This window comes from Anaerobacillus alkalilacustris (assembly GCF_001866005.1).
Taxonomy (GTDB): domain Bacteria; phylum Bacillota; class Bacilli; order Bacillales; family Anaerobacillaceae; genus Anaerobacillus; species Anaerobacillus alkalilacustris.
This window is the reverse complement of record NZ_MLQR01000001.1, coordinates 379,872-397,737: the sequence shown is the minus strand read 5'-3', so window position 1 is coordinate 397,737 and position 17,866 is coordinate 379,872. Positions and strand designations below refer to the sequence as shown.

Annotated in this window: 14 protein-coding genes; 12 read left to right on the top strand and 2 right to left on the bottom strand. The window is 35.2% G+C overall.

Translation table 11 applies throughout. The features are described 5' to 3' along the window. Nucleotides 1–16 precede the first annotated feature (16 nt). From BKP37_RS02085 to BKP37_RS02060, 6 genes are all read left to right on the top strand, one after another. On the top strand, nucleotides 17–1,252 hold the full coding sequence (locus tag BKP37_RS02085) for an ABC transporter substrate-binding protein (protein ID WP_071308047.1): 1,236 nt from the start codon (nucleotides 17–19) through the stop codon (nucleotides 1,250–1,252). A 396-nt stretch (nucleotides 1,253–1,648) separates the two neighbouring features. Beyond that, the gene (locus BKP37_RS02080) at nucleotides 1,649–3,034 is read left to right on the top strand and encodes an ABC transporter substrate-binding protein (protein ID WP_071308046.1); all 1,386 of its coding nucleotides are present in this window, start codon (nucleotides 1,649–1,651) and stop codon (nucleotides 3,032–3,034) included. A gap of 68 nt (nucleotides 3,035–3,102) precedes the next feature. Beyond that, the gene (locus BKP37_RS02075; RefSeq protein WP_071308045.1) at nucleotides 3,103–4,032 is read left to right on the top strand and encodes a carbohydrate ABC transporter permease; all 930 of its coding nucleotides are present in this window, start codon (nucleotides 3,103–3,105) and stop codon (nucleotides 4,030–4,032) included. Further along, nucleotides 4,029–4,862 carry a carbohydrate ABC transporter permease gene (locus tag BKP37_RS02070; RefSeq protein WP_071308044.1) on the top strand — a complete coding sequence of 278 codons (834 nt, stop codon included), beginning with the start codon at nucleotides 4,029–4,031 and terminating at the stop codon, nucleotides 4,860–4,862. The genes BKP37_RS02075 and BKP37_RS02070 overlap by 4 nt, the downstream gene beginning before the upstream one ends. Before the next feature lie 11 nt (nucleotides 4,863–4,873). Continuing rightward, complete coding sequence (locus tag BKP37_RS02065; RefSeq protein WP_071308043.1) at nucleotides 4,874–6,328, top strand: glycoside hydrolase family 32 protein; 1,455 nt, start codon at nucleotides 4,874–4,876, stop codon at nucleotides 6,326–6,328. A gap of 61 nt (nucleotides 6,329–6,389) precedes the next feature. Then, nucleotides 6,390–7,817 (top strand): glycoside hydrolase family 32 protein, encoded by a 1,428-nt coding sequence (locus tag BKP37_RS02060; RefSeq protein WP_084034502.1) that lies wholly within the window; start codon nucleotides 6,390–6,392, stop codon nucleotides 7,815–7,817. A gap of 622 nt (nucleotides 7,818–8,439) precedes the next feature. On the opposite strand, the gene BKP37_RS02055 is transcribed toward BKP37_RS02060, so the two are convergent. Beyond that, a complete protein-coding gene (locus BKP37_RS02055; RefSeq protein WP_071308042.1) occupies nucleotides 8,440–8,637 on the bottom strand; it encodes a hypothetical protein in 198 nt (65 codons plus the stop codon). Nucleotides 8,638–9,265: 628 nt separating this feature from the next. Beyond that, nucleotides 9,266–10,144: a MurR/RpiR family transcriptional regulator gene (locus tag BKP37_RS02050; protein WP_071308041.1), complete on the bottom strand. Its 879-nt coding sequence runs from the start codon at nucleotides 10,142–10,144 to the stop codon at nucleotides 9,266–9,268. A gap of 240 nt (nucleotides 10,145–10,384) precedes the next feature. Here BKP37_RS02050 and BKP37_RS02045 point away from each other — a divergent pair, with 240 nt between their 5' ends. The 6 genes from BKP37_RS02045 (at nucleotide 10,385) to BKP37_RS02020 (ending at nucleotide 17,845) form a co-directional block, all read left to right on the top strand. Further along, nucleotides 10,385–11,815 carry a 6-phospho-beta-glucosidase gene (locus BKP37_RS02045; RefSeq protein WP_071308040.1) on the top strand — a complete coding sequence of 477 codons (1,431 nt, stop codon included), beginning with the start codon at nucleotides 10,385–10,387 and terminating at the stop codon, nucleotides 11,813–11,815. Nucleotides 11,816–11,985: 170 nt separating this feature from the next. Continuing rightward, on the top strand, nucleotides 11,986–13,398 hold the full coding sequence (bglH, locus tag BKP37_RS02040) for an aryl-phospho-beta-d-glucosidase (protein ID WP_071308039.1): 1,413 nt from the start codon (nucleotides 11,986–11,988) through the stop codon (nucleotides 13,396–13,398). A 149-nt stretch (nucleotides 13,399–13,547) separates the two neighbouring features. Beyond that, complete coding sequence (locus tag BKP37_RS02035; protein ID WP_071308038.1) at nucleotides 13,548–14,411, top strand: Cof-type HAD-IIB family hydrolase; 864 nt, start codon at nucleotides 13,548–13,550, stop codon at nucleotides 14,409–14,411. Nucleotides 14,412–14,604: 193 nt separating this feature from the next. After that, nucleotides 14,605–15,672, top strand: a complete 1,068-nt coding sequence (gene rlmN / locus BKP37_RS02030; RefSeq protein WP_071308037.1) for a dual-specificity RNA methyltransferase RlmN — start codon at nucleotides 14,605–14,607, stop codon at nucleotides 15,670–15,672. A gap of 168 nt (nucleotides 15,673–15,840) precedes the next feature. Next, nucleotides 15,841–17,307, top strand: a complete 1,467-nt coding sequence (locus BKP37_RS02025) for an alanine/glycine:cation symporter family protein (protein WP_071308036.1) — start codon at nucleotides 15,841–15,843, stop codon at nucleotides 17,305–17,307. 181 nt (nucleotides 17,308–17,488) lie between these two features. Then, on the top strand, nucleotides 17,489–17,845 hold the full coding sequence (locus BKP37_RS02020; protein ID WP_071308035.1) for a lmo0954 family membrane protein: 357 nt from the start codon (nucleotides 17,489–17,491) through the stop codon (nucleotides 17,843–17,845). Nucleotides 17,846–17,866: the final 21 nt, after the last annotated feature.

Here is a 17,866-nt window from a genome sequence, read left to right as displayed (position 1 = left end):
AAAAGGGGGGCTCAAAATGAAAACTAAAAACATGATTTATTTTTTGCTTGTTATTTTGAGTGCTTGTTCTGCAAAGGAAGAAGTCCTTTTAGAAGCTGAAAAAAAGCAAATTGAATTTTTTCAGGCAAAACCAGAAACAGTTGAATTTTTTAATGAAATGATTAAAGAATTTGAAATGCAAAACCCCGATATTGAAATTCAACAAGTGAATGTTCCAGATGGCATGGCCGTTTTAAAGACACGTATTGCACGTGGCGATGTTCCAGATATTTTTATAAACTACCCGATTGAGCAAGATTATCTAGTGCGTGCTAAAAATGGATATCTTTTAGATCTTACAGATGAAGATTTTATACGTTATGTAGAACCTGATATTCAAGAACGTTATACAATTGATGGACGGATGTATGGAGTAGCGTTGTCACAAAACGCAGTTGGAGTGATTTATAACACGGACATATTTAAGGAATTAGAGCTCGAAATTCCTAAAACATGGGATCATTTTTTAGAAACATTAGAGAAGTTAAAATTAACAGGTAAGCAGCCGTTTTTATTAGGTAATAAAGAACTTCAAAGTATTAGCGTATTTAATTTAAACTTTATTGCCAATCAATTTGAGGTTGATTATTGGGATCAATTGAATAGAGGTAAAATTAAAATCAAAAATGATCAAAAGTGGATAGACCTTTCCAAAAAAATGTTACAAGTGTTAGAGTTTGCTCAGCCCAACTCATTTAACTATGACTCCGATGCAGTCATTCAAGCATTTGTTAATGGTGAGGGCGCCATGTTTATTGAGGGAGTCTGGATGCTTCCAAGAATCGAAAAATTAAATCCACAAATAAACTATGGTATTTTTCCATTTCCAGTTATGAATGATATTGACAAGAACAACGTACTTGGCGGTGTTGATGGCGGATTTTCAATTTCAGCGGATACGAAATATCCTGATGAAGCAAAAAGATTTTTAGAGTTTCTTCTAAAAAAAGAAAATGCACAACGATTCTCTGATTATGAAGGAAATATTAGTGCTGTAAAAGGTGTGATGATGAACAAAAAAGAAGTAAGGCATTTAGCAGCTCATGTTTTAATAGGGAAAACTGTAAATTGGCCAAACCACTACTGGGTAGGAGGCACAGCTGCTGAAGATGACTTCAGAAGAATTTCACAACAATTCTTTCTAGATCGTGATATTTATAGCTATCTTGAAAGTTTGGAGAAAATGTTTGAGAAATATAGACAGATGAATTAGAAGTAATAAATAATTGTTTTTTCATTAAAATCCTCCATCATTAATGGGGGATTTTTAATTTTTGGAAAATGAGTTATTGAAAGTATAGATGCAAGGTACTTACTGAAGAAAAAAGATTCTATCTAAATGAGTGAATTTTATAATACCAAAAACGAGCCACATCATTCGACGTAACTAGACTTAATATTCTAGTGGCGAGGATTTTTAATGGTGAGAGATTCAGCATTAAAATAATAAAAATTTAAACATAAATCAAAGATATACCACGTTTTGAAAGCGCTTCAATAGAATTATAATAAACTTGTAAAGAAGTTGAAACAAAAGAGGAGGGAACGGTCAAAACACGCAAAAAAAGTTCTTTTAGAAAAATAATACATGAGGAGGGTCAATGAAAATATGAAAAAAATAGCATATTTAGTCTTAGGGTTAGGTTTAATATTTTCATTAATAGGTTGTGGTTCAAATCAGGCTTCAAAAGGGTCAAATGAAAAAATTGTCATTTGGACACAAGCATCAGCAGATCACCCAGAGGGTAGAATGTTTGCTGAACGGATAGAGCGATATAACGAGGAAAATCCAGACAAGCTTCAAGTAGAGATTGAAAACATTACAAGAGCTGGGGCTGGTTCCGGTTATATTGATAAGTTAAATGCAGCGATTACCTCTAGAAATGTACCTGATATTTTTACGCTTGACGGACCGGATGTAGCCGCTTACGTTGATGCAGGAATCTTAGGTGAATTAGATAGTTATATGACACCAGGATTTAAAGAGGGCTTCACTGAAGCGATGATCGATCAAGGAACGATTGATGGAACGTTTTATGCGATGGGTTACCAAGATTCTGGTGTAGCAGTAATGTACAATGAAGACATGATTAATGCTTTACCAGATGATGTTAAAGCGATGGTGCCAGCTGTTGATGAAGATTGGACATGGGATCAATTCTTGACTCTAGCTCGAAAAATAGATGATTTTGCCAAAGTAACAGACGATCCATCTTTTGAGAATTATGAAATTGCCGTTAGTCTATTGTTAACAGACATTCCTGCAGGTGCGTATGAATTGGGAACATACTATTTCACACCTTTACTTTGGGGGAATGACACAAACATTATTGCTGAAGATGGCCTAACAGTAGATGGTGTGTTGAATAGTGAAAAAAGTGTGGAAGCTTTAACGAAATATGCACAATTGTTTGAAGAAACACCACTTGCGAATGCATCAGAATCAGAAAAAACATTTCATACAGGTAAATCAGCCTTATCTGTAAGTGGTTTCTGGTATATCAGCGACCTTGTCAATAATTATCCGAGCCTTAAATTTAAAACTGTTCGTTATCCAAAAATGAGTGAAAATTTTGATGGTTTATATACGCCATCTGGAAGTTGGGCATTTGTTAGAAGTGGTCAAGTGGAAGATGAAGAACGTATTAAGCAGACGATAGAGGTTATGGAGTGGCTTAATAATGACGAAGCACATAAAGAATATTTCCATGCAAATGGTGCTATTCCAGGGAGAATTAATTCTATTGAGGTAATTGATACGAATACTGAAAGTGAATACCATAATGAGGCATGGACGGTATTGAAGTACCAAGTACAAAATACAAATAAGTCTCGTCCGGTATCACCAGGATATCCATATTTATCTGAAACATTTGCAAGAGATGTCATTTTAAGGATTGCTCAAAATAAAGCAACAGATCCTGAGACTATTAAAGGTTACTTAGATGATGCGGTTAACAAAATTGATAGAGAATTTGAGAAGTACCGTAAATAGTCTATAGACGTAAAAAGAGGTGAGGCCTTTGTCTCACCTCTTATGCAAAGGATAAAGGATGTGAAACAGTGGGAAATCTAAATCTTAAACGATATGTCAAAGTGAGAAATCTAAATGAATACTCTAAAAGACGAAATGATACTTTATCAGCATTTGGATTTTTAACTCCTGCGATGGTATTGGCGATTCTCTTTATTGTATTACCGATTATATTAGCATTTACGTATGGATTTACCGATTATTATTTATTAAAGCCAAATGATAAACAATTTAATGGGCTGGACAACTTTAGACGAATGTTGTCGGATGAAGTGTTAATCAAAAGTTTTTATAACACGTTTAAATTTGTTTTGTTTGTTGTACCACTTCAACTTTCAATGGCTCTCGGATTAGCTATGATTGTTAATAAAAGAATTAGAGGAAATAGCTTTTTTAGAACCGCTTATTTTGCACCAGCTGTTTTATCTTTAGTTGTTATTTCGATCCTATGGACAGTAATGTTAAATCCTACTTCTGGATTGATCAATCAAATACTTTCCAATATTGGTCTACCGAAACAACCATTTCTTACAAGTTCTGAGCAAGCGATGTATACAATTGTAGCCATTTCAGCTTGGTCTGGTTGTGGATATCAAATGATGATTTTTTTAGCGGGTTTAAAAAACATTGATTCTAGTTTATATGAAGCAGCAGACATTGATGGTGCAAACGTCATGCATAAATTTTTGTATATTACACTGCCTTCGTTAAAACCGATCATGATGTTCCTTGTCATTACAACTACAATTCAAGCATTTAAACTAATTGTGCAACCAATGGTTATGACAGGTGGGGGACCAGATTATTCAACTATGACAATTTTACAATATATTTACGAATACGGATTCCGTCACAGAAATATTGGCTATGCAAGTGCGATTACCTTAATGTTTACAATTTTCTTAGTTATTGTGTCTATTGTAATTAAAAAGTTATTTAGAGAGGAGCGGGCAGCATGAAGATCGTAAAGAAAACATTATTTTATCTATTGGCCATTATGCTAGCGCTACAATTCCTTGTTCCTCTCGTTTGGATGATTCTATCCTCATTTAAAATAGATGAGGTCATCTACAAGGATGTAGGTACAATCTTTGCAGTGATTCCTAGATTTTCTGATTTATCACTTAAATCCTATTTCGAATTGTTAGGCTACTACAATATCTTTGGAAATTTGTTAAATAGTTTAATCTATGCTTCTATTACAGTTGTATTCGGGTTAACTATTAACTCATTAGCTGGATATGCTCTTGCAAGATTTATTTTTCCATTTAAAGATGCCATTTTAATTTTTATTATTGCCCTCATGATTGTCCCAATTGAGGCAACTATTCTTCCTTTATTTTTAGTTGTGAATGAAATGGGAATGATTAATACGGTTCCAGGTTATTTACTTCCGTTTTTTATTAACGTGATGAACATATTTTTATTTAGACAGCACTTTCTATCATTTCCAGGTGAATTGATCGAATCAGGAAAAATGGATGGATTAGGTGAGATTGGATGTTTCTTTCGAATCGTCGTTCCTGCAAGTTTAAATATGTACATCACAGTGGGGATTTTAACATTCTTAGCTTCTTGGAATGATTTCTTATGGCCGGTTATGGCGCTTTCGAATGCACAATTAATGCCAATTCAAGTTGCTTTAAATGCGATCTTTAGCGATACGTATAATATTTTTACAAGTCATATTATGGCTGCATTAACGATTGTCACGATCCCGATTGTTGTTCTGTTTATTATCTTCCAAAAATACATTGTTGATGGTTCGATGCGAAGCGGCATCAAATAGAGAGGAGTATTATGAATAAATTAGAAAAAGCAAATGAATTTATTAAAAAGAATAAAGAAAAGGTTACAAGTCGACCATATTTTCATTTTACCCCTGAAGTTGGTTGGATGAATGATCCGAATGGATTTACTTTTTATCAAGGGGAATATCATCTGTTTTATCAGTATTATCCTTATGATGTTGTTTGGAACGACATGCACTGGGGTCATGCCACAACGAATAATTTTATTCATTGGAATTATCAGCCTGTCGCAATGGCAAATGATAAAATATATGATGCTAATGGCTGCTTTTCTGGAAGTGCTATTGAAAAGGACGGAAAGTTATACTTAATGTATACTGGTCACATTGACCCTAATCTGGGTTTTGATCGCGATGAAACACAAATTATTGAACAGCAATGTGTTGCGTTCTCTGAAGATGGAATTGAATTTGAAAAGTATCTAAATAACCCTGTTATTGGTGATAAAGAATTACCTGAAGGATATATGATTTGTGATTTTAGAGATCCCAAAGTGATTGAAGTAAACGGTGTTTATTATTGTGTGTTGGCGGTAAGAAACGAACAGAGACGTGGCGAAATTATCATGTTCAAGTCAAACAATCTACTAGATTGGACCTTTCATTCTTCTATTTACCAAACACACTTAGAAGAAAATACCCTTTTAGAGTGCCCAGATTTATTTCGTATCGATGATAAAGATGTGTTAATCTTTTCTGTCATGCCTTGTGATCCTGAATATAAAGAAGAAGTGATCCAAAATACGATCTATGTGATCGGGGAAATGGATTATGAAAAAGGAATCTTTCATGCTGAAAATCGAGGACTTCTTGATTACGGATATACATTTTATGCTCCTCAGTCAACCGAAGGAAAAAACGGAGAAAGGTTGTTGATAGGGTGGATGCACCGGTGGCATCAAACAACACCGCCAAAGGAATATGGATTTAATGGAATGATGTCATTGCCAAGGCAATTAAGTATAGAAGGTGAAAAACTAATCCAACAGCCTTTCATTGATAAAGAGAAGTATTTCAAGCCTTCGATTAAAGAAGAAAGAGTTCAATTAGGGGTAGAAGAAACATTCGAAATTAAAAATAAGGATGTTGGGTATTTGCATATTAGTGTACCTACTTCCAATACGAAACGCTTTAGTGTTGAACTTAATAAAAATGAAGCGAAGTCTACTTGTATAGAAATAGATGTAGAGAACAATAGAATATCATTTTCATCTGATTATGGTAGTAAGGACCGCATCAACATTAGTGATTTCAGCAATGAAAAAGAAGACATGACGTTAGAATTCCTCATGGATCTTCATTCCATTGAGTTATTTATTAACTCTGGAGAAAAGGTAGTGAGCTTTACTTCGTATGATCAGGATAAAGGGAAAAATATTTCTATTTATGGAAGAGAACAGGTGGAATTGAAACAAATTATTTATGGGGAATTTCGTTCTGGATGATTTAGATGGTTATGAACATAGGAAATTGATGGAGCAGTAAAATAGGTAGGAGGTTTTTCTTTTGAAAACGAAATCAACGAACTACACAATTGAAAAGGCAAATGAAGAGTTACAAAAAAATGCTCAAAAAGTGAAGCAATCAAAGTTCTGGTTAGGGTATCATATTGCACCGCCAGCTGGTTGGCTAAACGATCCTAATGGACTTGTGTTCTATAAAGGGGAGTACCATGCATTTTATCAACACTATCCATATGCATCTGAATGGGGACCAATGCACTGGGGCCATGCAAAAAGTAAAGATTTAATTCATTGGGAGCATTTACCTGTAGCTCTTGCTCCTGAATATGACTATGAAGCAGGTGGGTGTTTTTCAGGGAGTGCGGTCGTTTCAGGTGATGAAATGTATTTAATTTACACTGGTCATAATGAACAGCGAGATCCAAAAGAAGTTCAATGTGTTGCAAAATCAACAGACGGAATTCATTTTGAAAAATTAACTGAAAATCCTGTGATTTCAGTTCCGCCAGCTGATGGATCACCTGACTTTCGTGATCCGAAAGTATGGATGCAAAATGATATTTGGAACATGGTCGTTGGTTCTAGTAAAGACGGAATTGGAAAAGCAGTACTCTATCGATCAAAGGATTTGAAGGACTGGGAGTACACTGGAGTAATGGTCGAGAGTGATGGCACACAAGGAGATATGTGGGAGTGTCCGGACTTTTTCTCCCTATCTGACGACATCGATGTATTAATCTTTTCTCCAATGAACATGGAAGGGTCTAAGACAAGATACATGATTGGAAAAATGGATCAAGAAACAGGGAAGTTTGAGGCAAAGAATAGTGGTGAGATTGATTATGGAATTGATTTTTACGCGCCACAAACGTTTCAAGATGATCAAAATAGACGAATTCTCATTAGTTGGATGAATATGTGGAAAAAAGATATGCCGGAACAAACAGATGGTTGGGCAGGTGCATTAACAATCCCACGCGAACTATCAGTAGAAAATGAAAAGCTGATCATGAAGCCTGTTGAAGAAATGAAAAACTTAAGAACCAATCAACTTGTATCTACTTACGAAAAAGAAATAAAAGTAGCCGATCTCTGTTTGGAAATAGAGATGGTAGTAACGTTAGACAGTTCAAGTAAATTAGGATTTATACTCTCATCTGAAATAGGTGAATCTATTGTTGTTGGCTATGATGCAAACGAAAAACAAATTATTACTGATCGAAGAGGGATGCAACAAGGGGAACAAGACCTTTGTCAAGCTCAATATCAAACAGAAAATAATGAAATTACGTTAAGAGCTTACATTGACCGTTCAAGCATCGAACTTTTTGTTGATGGTGGTAAACTTGTCATGACTAATAGATTTTACTTTAAGGGAGATAACATTACACTTTCAATAGAAGGAGAGAAATCAGATATTCAAGAGGTCTCTGTTTGGGAGCTAAAGGCTACAATGGAGAATAAACTATAATCGCTCTGCGGCTTGAAGGAGCAATGACAGCTTTGTCGACGGTTAAAAAATTAAGAAGTATAAAAAATCGGACTATTAGTTGAAGAATAAAAAGTTAATCCCCGGCAAAACTTATCTAAGTGATGCCGAGGATTTTTGTCATAATCAGAATTTATAAATTTCTAACTTGGAAACTGTCTAGCGCAAGCAGCCTACGAGCTCAGTCACTTCAGTCAAGCAACGGACTTCAATTACTGCTTGAGATCCTTCGTCGATTAGCTTCATGCAGCTTTGCTTCTGCGATTACTCGTCGCATGGAAAACAATTGCTCTTGATCAAACGAAGTGGCACAGGAGCAGCTGCTCGTGACCAAGGCGCTTGCGCTTTTCTTAATATATTTATATCGGACAAGAGAGCCGTTATTTGTGAACAAACCAGTGTTTTATCAAATTAAGAGGACACCAGGTTCGCTATTTGGCTATTTTTACTTCTTTTTTAGTAGATTTTTATGAAATAAGGAACCTGGTGTCCTTTTAAACAAGAATATGGTCAAAATCAGCAAAATAAGGGCTTCTGTGTCCGCAAGAAAGCGAACTTTGTCCCCAAGGTAGAAACCTACCCTCATTGCCAGTTGTTTAAAACACTAAACATCTAACCTCAAAAAAGAAATTGCCGCGTTTTTTATTTTTGATATAACATCCTTTTCATTAAACCCTAGAGGTACATTATCATATTGAAGCCTATCTATCATTTCACTAATCTCATACCATACAAGTAAATCATCAGGATAATCTAACTCTGCCGCAACAATTCGAAGAATACTTTTAGCTAAGTGAAACATTTCTGGTTGATTATTAACCTTTATTATTTTGTAAATTTTCTACAACCTTCACGCAACAAACACTTAACTGTTTGTTCGTATAGTAACTACTGCATTACAAGTATGATAAATATTAACAGCAATATAGTTCTGATTGGGAAATAATTTCAGGGAATTTATAAACACATACTTAATACATGCATGAAACAGTTCAAATAACTTATGAAAATTTCTTCCTAGTAATTCTTCTGAGTAGTTTGCACAAATTATTCCAGTCTTCTGGATACTTGTTATCTCCGTATTTTTTTATGTAATCAGAATTTATAAATTTCTAACTTGGAAACGGTCTAGCTCCAGGCGCCCTCGGCTCGATCACTTCAGACAAGTTTCTGAATTCACTGACTTCCTGGATTGCTTCTTTGATGATGCTTCATGCTACTTTGCTTCGAGGAAGCCTACTTCGAAGCATTGCTGTCAGACGCAGAAGCACATAGATTTCGGTCAAAAACCCGACCGCTACGAGCAGGTCTTCCAGTGTTTGTCGCCGATACGCGGGCGCCTTGCGCTTTTCTTGTTTATAGGCAAAACAATTCTCAACGGTTATAACATTTTTAAATAGGAGTATGTTTCGGATTTTAGTTTTTACGTGTTATTTCTCCTGGATTAAAACACTACTTGAAACTCTATGATCAAATCTTTTAGATACATTTGTTTTGTATTCTAAATTGTGCTGGTAGTTTAATTTAAACAAACACGAATACAAAATATCCAAGATAAGGTGAATAGAGTTATTCGTTGAGTAGGAGGCAATTTTAGAGTAAAGTTTCTCACGTGTTGATATAGAAAGAGTACAATCTGAATAGTTCTTTAATGTGTTTTCGCCAATACTTGATAAAGCAATTATGGGTGTCTTTTTATCCCTTAGTATTTCAGCGATTTTCAAAACTTCATCAGATTCTCCTGAATATGAAATTAATATTGCACAGTGATTTGGAGAGGAATTTGAAGCAACAAATATTTGCTCGTCTTGTAAGCTCATAATTTCAACATGTCGACTAATCCGAAGCATCTTATGCTTGAAATCATAAGCCATAAGAAGAGAGTTACTAATACCGTAAACGTTAATAGTTTGAGCTTTATTTAATAAATCAACCGCTTTTTTTAGTTCATCGTGTTTTATTAGGGAAAGAGTATCCTCAATAGTTTCTGTTGCAAGATGGGCAATTTTTGAAGCAATATTCATCAACGTATCGTTTGCTTCAAAAGGGAAATTCGGATCAATGTTAGAAAAGTGTTGGTTTAAGTAAGTAAGTTCCTCAATATATTTTTCTTTGAATTCATTCCACCCACTAAAACCTAACTTTTTTGATAAACGAACTGCTGTTGAAGGTGAAGTGTATGTAGCTTCTGCTAAATCCTTAGTTGAAAGTTTCTCTATATTTTCCTTTTCGTTAAGTATATATTTAGCTAGGATTTCTTCTGATTTAGAAAAAGAGTCCACCGATTCAAGTTTATTTGAAATAATCATAAAAAAAGTACTCCTTTACCTTCATTTTTGAAATGGCATTTCAAAATTTAATCTAAAATAACTATAAAAATTAGAATGGTATTCTAATGTACTTGCAAAGTATTTAAATGTGAATGCTAGTTCTGTACTATTATACTATAGTCAGTTATTGAAAACGTAACCAAACAGAACTTAATAAATTACTATCTTTTATGGACATATTAAAACGTAGTTTCTATACAAAAGTAGGAGGTAAATTTTATGGCTTTTAAAGAGAACTTTTTATGGGGTGGAGCAGTTGCTGCTCATCAATTAGAAGGTGGATGGAATAAAGGTGGCAAAGGTCCTAACGTTGCAGATGTTATGACTGCTGGCGCTCATGGTGTACCAAGAGAGATTACTGATGGGGTCATTGAAGGGAAATACTACCCTAATCATGAAGCGATTGACTTTTATGGTCGTTATAAAGAAGATATCGCATTATTTGCAGAAATGGGCTTTAAATGTTTCCGTACAAGTATTTCGTGGGCACGTATCTTCCCTAATGGTGATGAACTAGAGCCAAACGAAGAAGGATTACAATTTTACGATGACATGTTTGATGAATTATTAAAGCATGGGATTGAACCTGTCATTACACTAAGCCATTTTGAAATGCCTTACCATTTGGCAAAAGAATATGGTGGATGGCGTAGTCGTAAAGTGATTGACTTCTTTGTACGCTACGCAACAACTGTGATGGAGCGTTATAAGGATAAAGTTAAGTATTGGATGACTTTTAATGAAATTAATAATCAGAAGAATACAGCTAATCCATTATTTTCATGGACATGTTCTGGAGTACGTTTTAAAGAAGGCGAAAACAGAGAAGAAGTGATGTACCAGGCTGTTCACCATGAGCTAGTTGCGAGCGCTTTAGTAGTAAAAGCTGGACGTGCTATAAATCCAGACTTCGAAATAGGTTGTATGATTGCTTTTGTTCCTATTTATTCTTACTCTTGTAATCCAGATGACATGATGCTACAAGTTGAATCTATGCATGATCGTTGGTTCTTTGCTGACGTACACTGCAGAGGTCACTACTCATCTTATGCATTAAAAGAGTGGGAAAGAAAAGGCTACAATATCAAAATGGAGCCTGAGGACGCTCAAATATTAGCTGAAGGTACGGTAGATTACATTGGTCTAAGCTATTATATGTCTGATGCTGTTAAATCTGGTGTGAATGAACAAACGGAAGATAAAATTGTTGGATCGAGTGCGAGCGTGAAAAACCCACATGTAAAAGCCTCTGACTGGGGATGGCAGATTGACCCTGTTGGATTACGATATTCGTTAAACTTGTTGTATGAAAGATATGAACTTCCATTATTTATTGTAGAAAATGGATTCGGTGCGATTGATGTTAAGGAAGAAGATGGTACTTGTAATGATGACTATCGTATCGATTACTTACGAGCACACATTCAAGAAATGGAAAAAGCGGTCGAGTTAGATGGTGTTGATCTAATGGGCTACACTCCATGGGGATGTATTGATTTAGTTTCATTTACAACTGGTGAAATGAAGAAACGTTATGGTTTTATCTTCGTTGATAGAGATAATGATGGGAACGGAACATTAACAAGATCTAAAAAGAAATCGTTCGATTGGTATAAACAAGTGATTGCTACTAATGGAGAACAACTTTAGTTAACAGATAAACAAAGTACTAAGTGTCTTATTTGAGAGACCTATGCATGTAAGGCGCTTTTTATAAAAGTTGAAGGTTATATATTTGGAAAATACGAAAATCTACCAGTAATTAGTTTCTTAGTTTTATAGAAGAGAATAAATACAGGTGAAAATATGGGGTGGAGAAAATGAGTAAAATTGAAAAAACGTTTCCAGAAAACTTCCTTTGGGGTGGAGCAGTAGCCGCAAATCAATTGGAAGGTGCTTATAATGTTGGTGGTAAAGGATTGTCAACAGCAGATGTTTCTCCAGATGGTATTTTATATCCTTTTGATGAAGCGATGTCAAAACTAAATTTATACCATGATGGTATTGATTTTTATCACCGTTATAAAGAGGACATTGCTTTATTTGCGGAAATGGGTTTTAAATGTTTCCGTACATCAATCGCTTGGACAAGAATTTTTCCAAACGGGGATGAATTAGAACCGAACGAAGAAGGATTAAAATTTTATGATGATTTATTTGATGAGTTACTAAAATATAATATCGAGCCAGTAGTAACAATCTCTCATTATGAAATGCCGCTAGGTCTTGTGAAAAATTATGGTGGTTGGAAAAACCGTGAGTTAATTGGTTTTTACGAGCGTTATGCAAAAATAGTATTAGAGCGTTTTAAAGATAAAGTGAAATATTGGATGACATTTAACGAAATTAATGTTGTTTTACATGCACCTTTTACAGGTGGTGGGCTTGTATTTGAAGAGGGAGAAAACAAAAAGAATTCCATGTACCAAGCTGCACATCACCAATTTGTAGCAAGTGCGTTAGCGGTGAAAGCTTGTCATGAAATCAATCCAGAAGCAAAAATCGGTTGTATGATCGCTTCAATGCTCACATATCCATTTACATGTAATCCAGATGATGCTTTTGCGGCGATGGAGCAAGACAGAAAAACACTGTTCTTCTCTGATGTACAAGCAAGAGGGATATATCCAGGTTATATGAAACGTTATTTTAAAGAAAATGATATAACAATTGTGATGGAAGAAGGGGATGAAGAAATCCTTAAGCAACATCCTGTTGACTATATTGGTTTTAGTTATTACATGTCGTTTGTCGCAAGCACTGCTCCAGAAGATTTAGAAAAGGCAGATGGGAACTTATTAAACGGAGTGAAAAACCCATATTTACAATCGTCTGAATGGGGTTGGCAAATTGATCCAAAAGGATTACGTACGGTATTAAATCAGTTATATGACCGTTACCAAAAGCCGTTATTTATTGTGGAAAATGGTTTAGGTGCAGTCGATGTTGTCGAAGAAGACGGTTCAATTCAAGATGATTACCGCATTGATTATTTACATGCGCACTTAAAAGAAGCGAAAGAAGCAATTGCCGATGGTGTAGATTTAATTGGTTATACATCTTGGGGACCAATTGACCTTGTAAGTGCCTCTACTGCAGAATTAAAAAAACGTTACGGTTTTATTTATGTTGATCGAGATAATGAAGGAAACGGAACGTTTAATCGAGTGAAAAAGAAAAGCTTCGATTGGTATAAAAATGTGATTGCTTCAAACGGAGCGAGTTTAGACTAACTCGTGAACTACTCACCACTTAACTACGCTTGAGAAGGAGACTTCTTTCAAAAGAACGTTATATTGATAGAGTAGAAAATAAAACAAGTAGTGTGCTTCAGTATTGAGGCACACTATTTTTACAATGAAAAAAGAATAGGGTGAAAAGTGTGAGATTAATAGCAACGGACTTAGATGGAACGTTATTAAATGATCGTGGTGTTGTAAGTGAAGCAAATATACGTGCAATTTTGAGTGCAATTGATAAAGGGATGCAATTTGTTGTTGTCACAGGACGTTCCTATCTGTCGGCTAGTAAGCTTATGCAAGCTGCTGGGATTTCCTGCTCAATTATTTGTTTAAATGGCGCAGAAATTCGCTCTGAAAACGGTACAAAACAATCCAGTATAGCTCTTCGGGACGAGTTATCCCAAAAAATAATAAATGTATGTCAAAGAGAGAATGTTATTTTCAACATGTATACGGATCATGGAAGTTATACAAATAGCCGTGAACGTTTGGCTCAATTAATGTTTGACTTAATGACAACCGTAAAGCCTAATCTTGATACTAAAGAAGCTCAAACGATGACCGAACAACACCTTACGATTGAAAAGGTGAAGACGATAGAAGATCATCATCCAATAAACGATTTGGAATTTTATAAAATAGAAGCTTATTCTAATGATCCTGTCGAGTTAGCTACGGTTTCACGACAACTCGTTAAGGAACCAGAACTAATGATAACATCCTCTGTCCGCCAAAATATTGAGTTTAATGACATAAATGCTCAAAAAGGGTTAGCGTTAAGGAATTATGCTGAGCAAAAGGGCATTCGGATGGAAGAGGTGATGGCGCTTGGCGATAGCTATAATGATGTCTCTATGTTAAAGAGGGTTGGAAGAGCTGTTGCTATGGGAAATGCCGAGGAAGATATTAAAGAAATCTGTCATTTTATTACGAAAAAAAATAGTGAAGACGGTGTAGCTTTTGCTATAGATGAATTAATGAAAGAAATTGGACAAAAAAGCTGAACTTCAATCAGTGGGGGACCTGATCCCCCACCTAAACTTTTTGATTTTCTTACGTTTTGAGGTTGGGATCTTACTGCCCTTTAAGAGTGGGATAAAGTTGTTGCAAAAATCCACCAGTGACGTCTTGTTTGCTAGTTTGTTCTCTTTTAAGTAAAATGTAGGTTGAACTATATGTTTGAAAAGAGGGTAAAAGATGACTAATAAATCCATCTATGGATTAACATTTGAGCAATTAAGTGCCTGGTTACTAGAGTATGGACATAAAAAAGGCCGCGCAGAAAAAGTTTGGGAGTGGCTATATAGAAATCGCGTAAAGAATTTTACAGAAATGGTTGATGTAAATAAAGATTGTATTCAATTATTACAGGATAATTTTGTAATAGAAACGTTAACTGAACATATAAAGCAAGAAGCATCAGATGGAACCATTAAGTTTTTATTTAAGTTAGAAGATGGTCATCTCATTGAAACGGTTTTAATGAGACATCCTTACGGTTTATCTGTTTGTGTAACAACGCAAGTAGGCTGTAACATTGGCTGTAGCTTTTGTGCCAGTGGCTTACTAACAAAAAAACGAGACTTAATTAGTGCTGAAATAGTTGAACAAATCATGAAAATTCAATTTCATCTCGATCAAATAGGACAAGGTGAAAAGGTAAGTCACATTGTCGTTATGGGTATTGGAGAACCATTTGATAATTATGAAAACATGGTAAACTTTTTACAAGTTGTTATTGATCAAAAAGGACTTGCGATCGGTTCGAGAAAAATTACCGTATCGACGAGTGGTATTGTTGGAAAGATTTACGAATTCACTGATCGTAAGTTACACGTTAATTTAGCCATTTCATTACATGCACCAAACGATGAACTTCGTACAAAGATTATGAAAATTAATCGTGTATATCCAATTGAAAAACTAATGGAATCGATTAAATACTTTTTAAAAACAAACCGTAGAATTATGCTTGAATATATATTATTAAAAGGTGTAAATGATCAACAACAACACGCACTTGAACTTGCCGATCTACTAAAAGATATTCCGCAAGGTGCAGCGGTTAACTTGATCCCTTATAATCCCGTCGATGAACACGATCAATACCAAAGAAGTGAACAGAAAGATGTCATAGGCTTCTACGAGACATTGAGAAAGAAAGGCATTATTTGTAGTATTCGCCAAGAACATGGGACAGATATTGATGCAGCTTGCGGACAATTACGTAGTAAGCAAATGAAAGAGGAAAAATCGAATATATAATTATTAACCATTTAACAATAACTAGCACTATTAGTTATTGTTTTATTTTTTATGGAAAAAGATTCTTTAATATTGTAATAAACTAAAGTGTTGAATTGTAGATAGAATTGAATTATAATTCCGAATATAATTATTATTCTTGTAGAGTTTTTTAGGAGGCGTATTATTTTGGAACAAGCGGTCAATTGGCTTAATGGTATTTTATGGAGTGACCCTGTCATTTATATTTGTTTAGCGGTAGGGTTACTATTTTCAGTGTTAACTCGCTTTTTGCAAGTTCGTCACATTAAAGAAATGGTGAAACTGATGTTTCAAGGAAAAAGCTCAAAAGCGGGTATTTCTTCTTTCCAAGCAATGTCAATTGCCCTTTCCGGTCGTGTCGGGACAGGTAATATTGCTGGAACAGCGACAGCAATTGCTTTTGGGGGACCTGGTGCAGTATTTTGGATGTGGGCTATTGCATTTATTGGGGCTTCAAGTGCATTCGTAGAATCCACTTTAGCGCAAATTTATAAAGTGAAGCAAGATGGGCAATATCGAGGAGGACCTGCCTATTATATTGAAAAGGGGATCGGATCGAAATGGTTTGCAGTAGCATTTGCTTTATCAGCGTTACTTGCGATGAGCGTTCTTCTTCCAGGAACTCAATCTAATTCAATTGCTACGGGTTTAAAAAATGCTTTTAACATTACCCCTAATGTTACTGGAATTATTCTTGTTGTAATTATTGGTCTTATTATTTTTGGTGGTGTGAAAAGGATTGCGAATGTAGCCCAACTAGTTGTTCCTTTTATGGCATTAGCATATATATTGATTTCTTTTGTCATTATTGCGATGAATATTTCGGAGTTACCGGGAGTTCTTTCATTAATATTTAAGAGTGCATTTGGTGCAGATGCAGCATTTGGTGGTATGATCGGTATGGCTATCTCGTGGGGGGTAAAGCGTGGTATCTTCTCAAATGAAGCAGGTCAAGGAACAGGACCTCATGCTGCAGCAGCAGCAGAAGTATCTCACCCTGCAAAACAAGGGTTAGTTCAAGCGTTTTCTGTATACATTGATACGTTACTCGTTTGTTCGGCCACGGCCTTTATGATTTTATTTACAGGTATGTATAATACGGTAGGTGCGGATGATACAATCATATATAGAGGCTTAGCTGGAGTAGAGCCAGGACCAGGGTATACTCAAGCTGCCATCGAATCTGCCCTTCCAGGATTTGGATCTTCTTTCGTTGGTATAGCGTTATTTTTCTTTGCCTTCACAACCATTATGGCTTATTACTATATTGCGGAAACAAATATTGCTTACTTAACTTTCGGTAAGAATAACAAGTTGCCAATGTTTCTTTTAAAAGTCGTTCTTCTATTTGCTACTTATTATGGTGCTATCAGGAAAGCAGATTTAGCTTGGACGTTAGGTGATATTGGTGTTGGACTAATGGTATGGTTAAATCTCATTGCCATTTTACTATTAGCAAAACCAGCGTTAGTTGCGCTAAAAGATTACGAGAAACAAAAGAAACAAGGACTTGATCCTGTTTTTAACCCAGAGAAACTCGGGATTAAAAATGCTGATTATTGGGTTAATGAATACGATAAAAATAATAACGACAAAGAAAAGTTAACTAGCTAAAGCAAAAGAGCAGTCACTATTATGGCTGCTCTTTTGCTTTATTTATCTCATTTGGTTTTAGTGTTTTGAAGTAAATACTTACAACGCAATACGCCTCAAGTCTTAGTCAAAATATATCTTAGGGTGATTATGTGGAAGTGCAAATGTAGGTAAGATAGAGTCAAGAAGGGAGGCAAATTACATGAGAAAATTAGGATTGTTTATATTAGCTGGTATTGCTGCGATTATCTTACTTGTAAATATAGGACCGATCGTCCTTTTGGGTCTTAGCTTAGTTATTCTTTACTATGCTTTCAAAGGTTTTATGAAGGCAGATACATCACTAAGTAAAATTGTTTGGGCGATATTTGGGTTAATCTTGTTAACGATAACCGCTTCAAATGTTCCGGCCCTCGTCGGTTTAGTTGCAGCGGTCATTCTTTATTTCGTGTACAAAAAATGGAATGAAGATGGTGTAACATTTTCAAATGCTGAAAAAGAAAAAGATCCATTTGTCAATTTTGAAAAAGAGTGGGAAGAATTAAAAAGAAACTTTTAAAAACAAAGGAGTGCTATAGAG

Excerpts from the sequence above, each read along its gene's own strand:
- BKP37_RS02085 (WP_071308047.1), top strand. The coding sequence starts at position 17 with ATGAAAACTAAAAACATGATTTATTTTTTGCTTGTTATTTTGAGTGCT.
- BKP37_RS02080 (WP_071308046.1), top strand. The coding sequence starts at position 1,649 with ATGAAAAAAATAGCATATTTAGTCTTAGGGTTAGGTTTAATATTTTCA.
- BKP37_RS02070 (WP_071308044.1), top strand. The coding sequence starts at position 4,029 with ATGAAGATCGTAAAGAAAACATTATTTTATCTATTGGCCATTATGCTA.
- BKP37_RS02065 (WP_071308043.1), top strand. The coding sequence starts at position 4,874 with ATGAATAAATTAGAAAAAGCAAATGAATTTATTAAAAAGAATAAAGAA.
- BKP37_RS02055 (WP_071308042.1), bottom strand. The coding sequence starts at position 8,637 with ATGTTTCACTTAGCTAAAAGTATTCTTCGAATTGTTGCGGCAGAGTTA.
- BKP37_RS02050 (WP_071308041.1), bottom strand. The coding sequence starts at position 10,144 with ATGATTATTTCAAATAAACTTGAATCGGTGGACTCTTTTTCTAAATCA.
- BKP37_RS02045 (WP_071308040.1), top strand. The coding sequence starts at position 10,385 with ATGGCTTTTAAAGAGAACTTTTTATGGGGTGGAGCAGTTGCTGCTCAT.
- bglH (WP_071308039.1), top strand. The coding sequence starts at position 11,986 with ATGAGTAAAATTGAAAAAACGTTTCCAGAAAACTTCCTTTGGGGTGGA.
- rlmN (WP_071308037.1), top strand. The coding sequence starts at position 14,605 with ATGACTAATAAATCCATCTATGGATTAACATTTGAGCAATTAAGTGCC.
- BKP37_RS02020 (WP_071308035.1), top strand. The coding sequence starts at position 17,489 with ATGAGAAAATTAGGATTGTTTATATTAGCTGGTATTGCTGCGATTATC.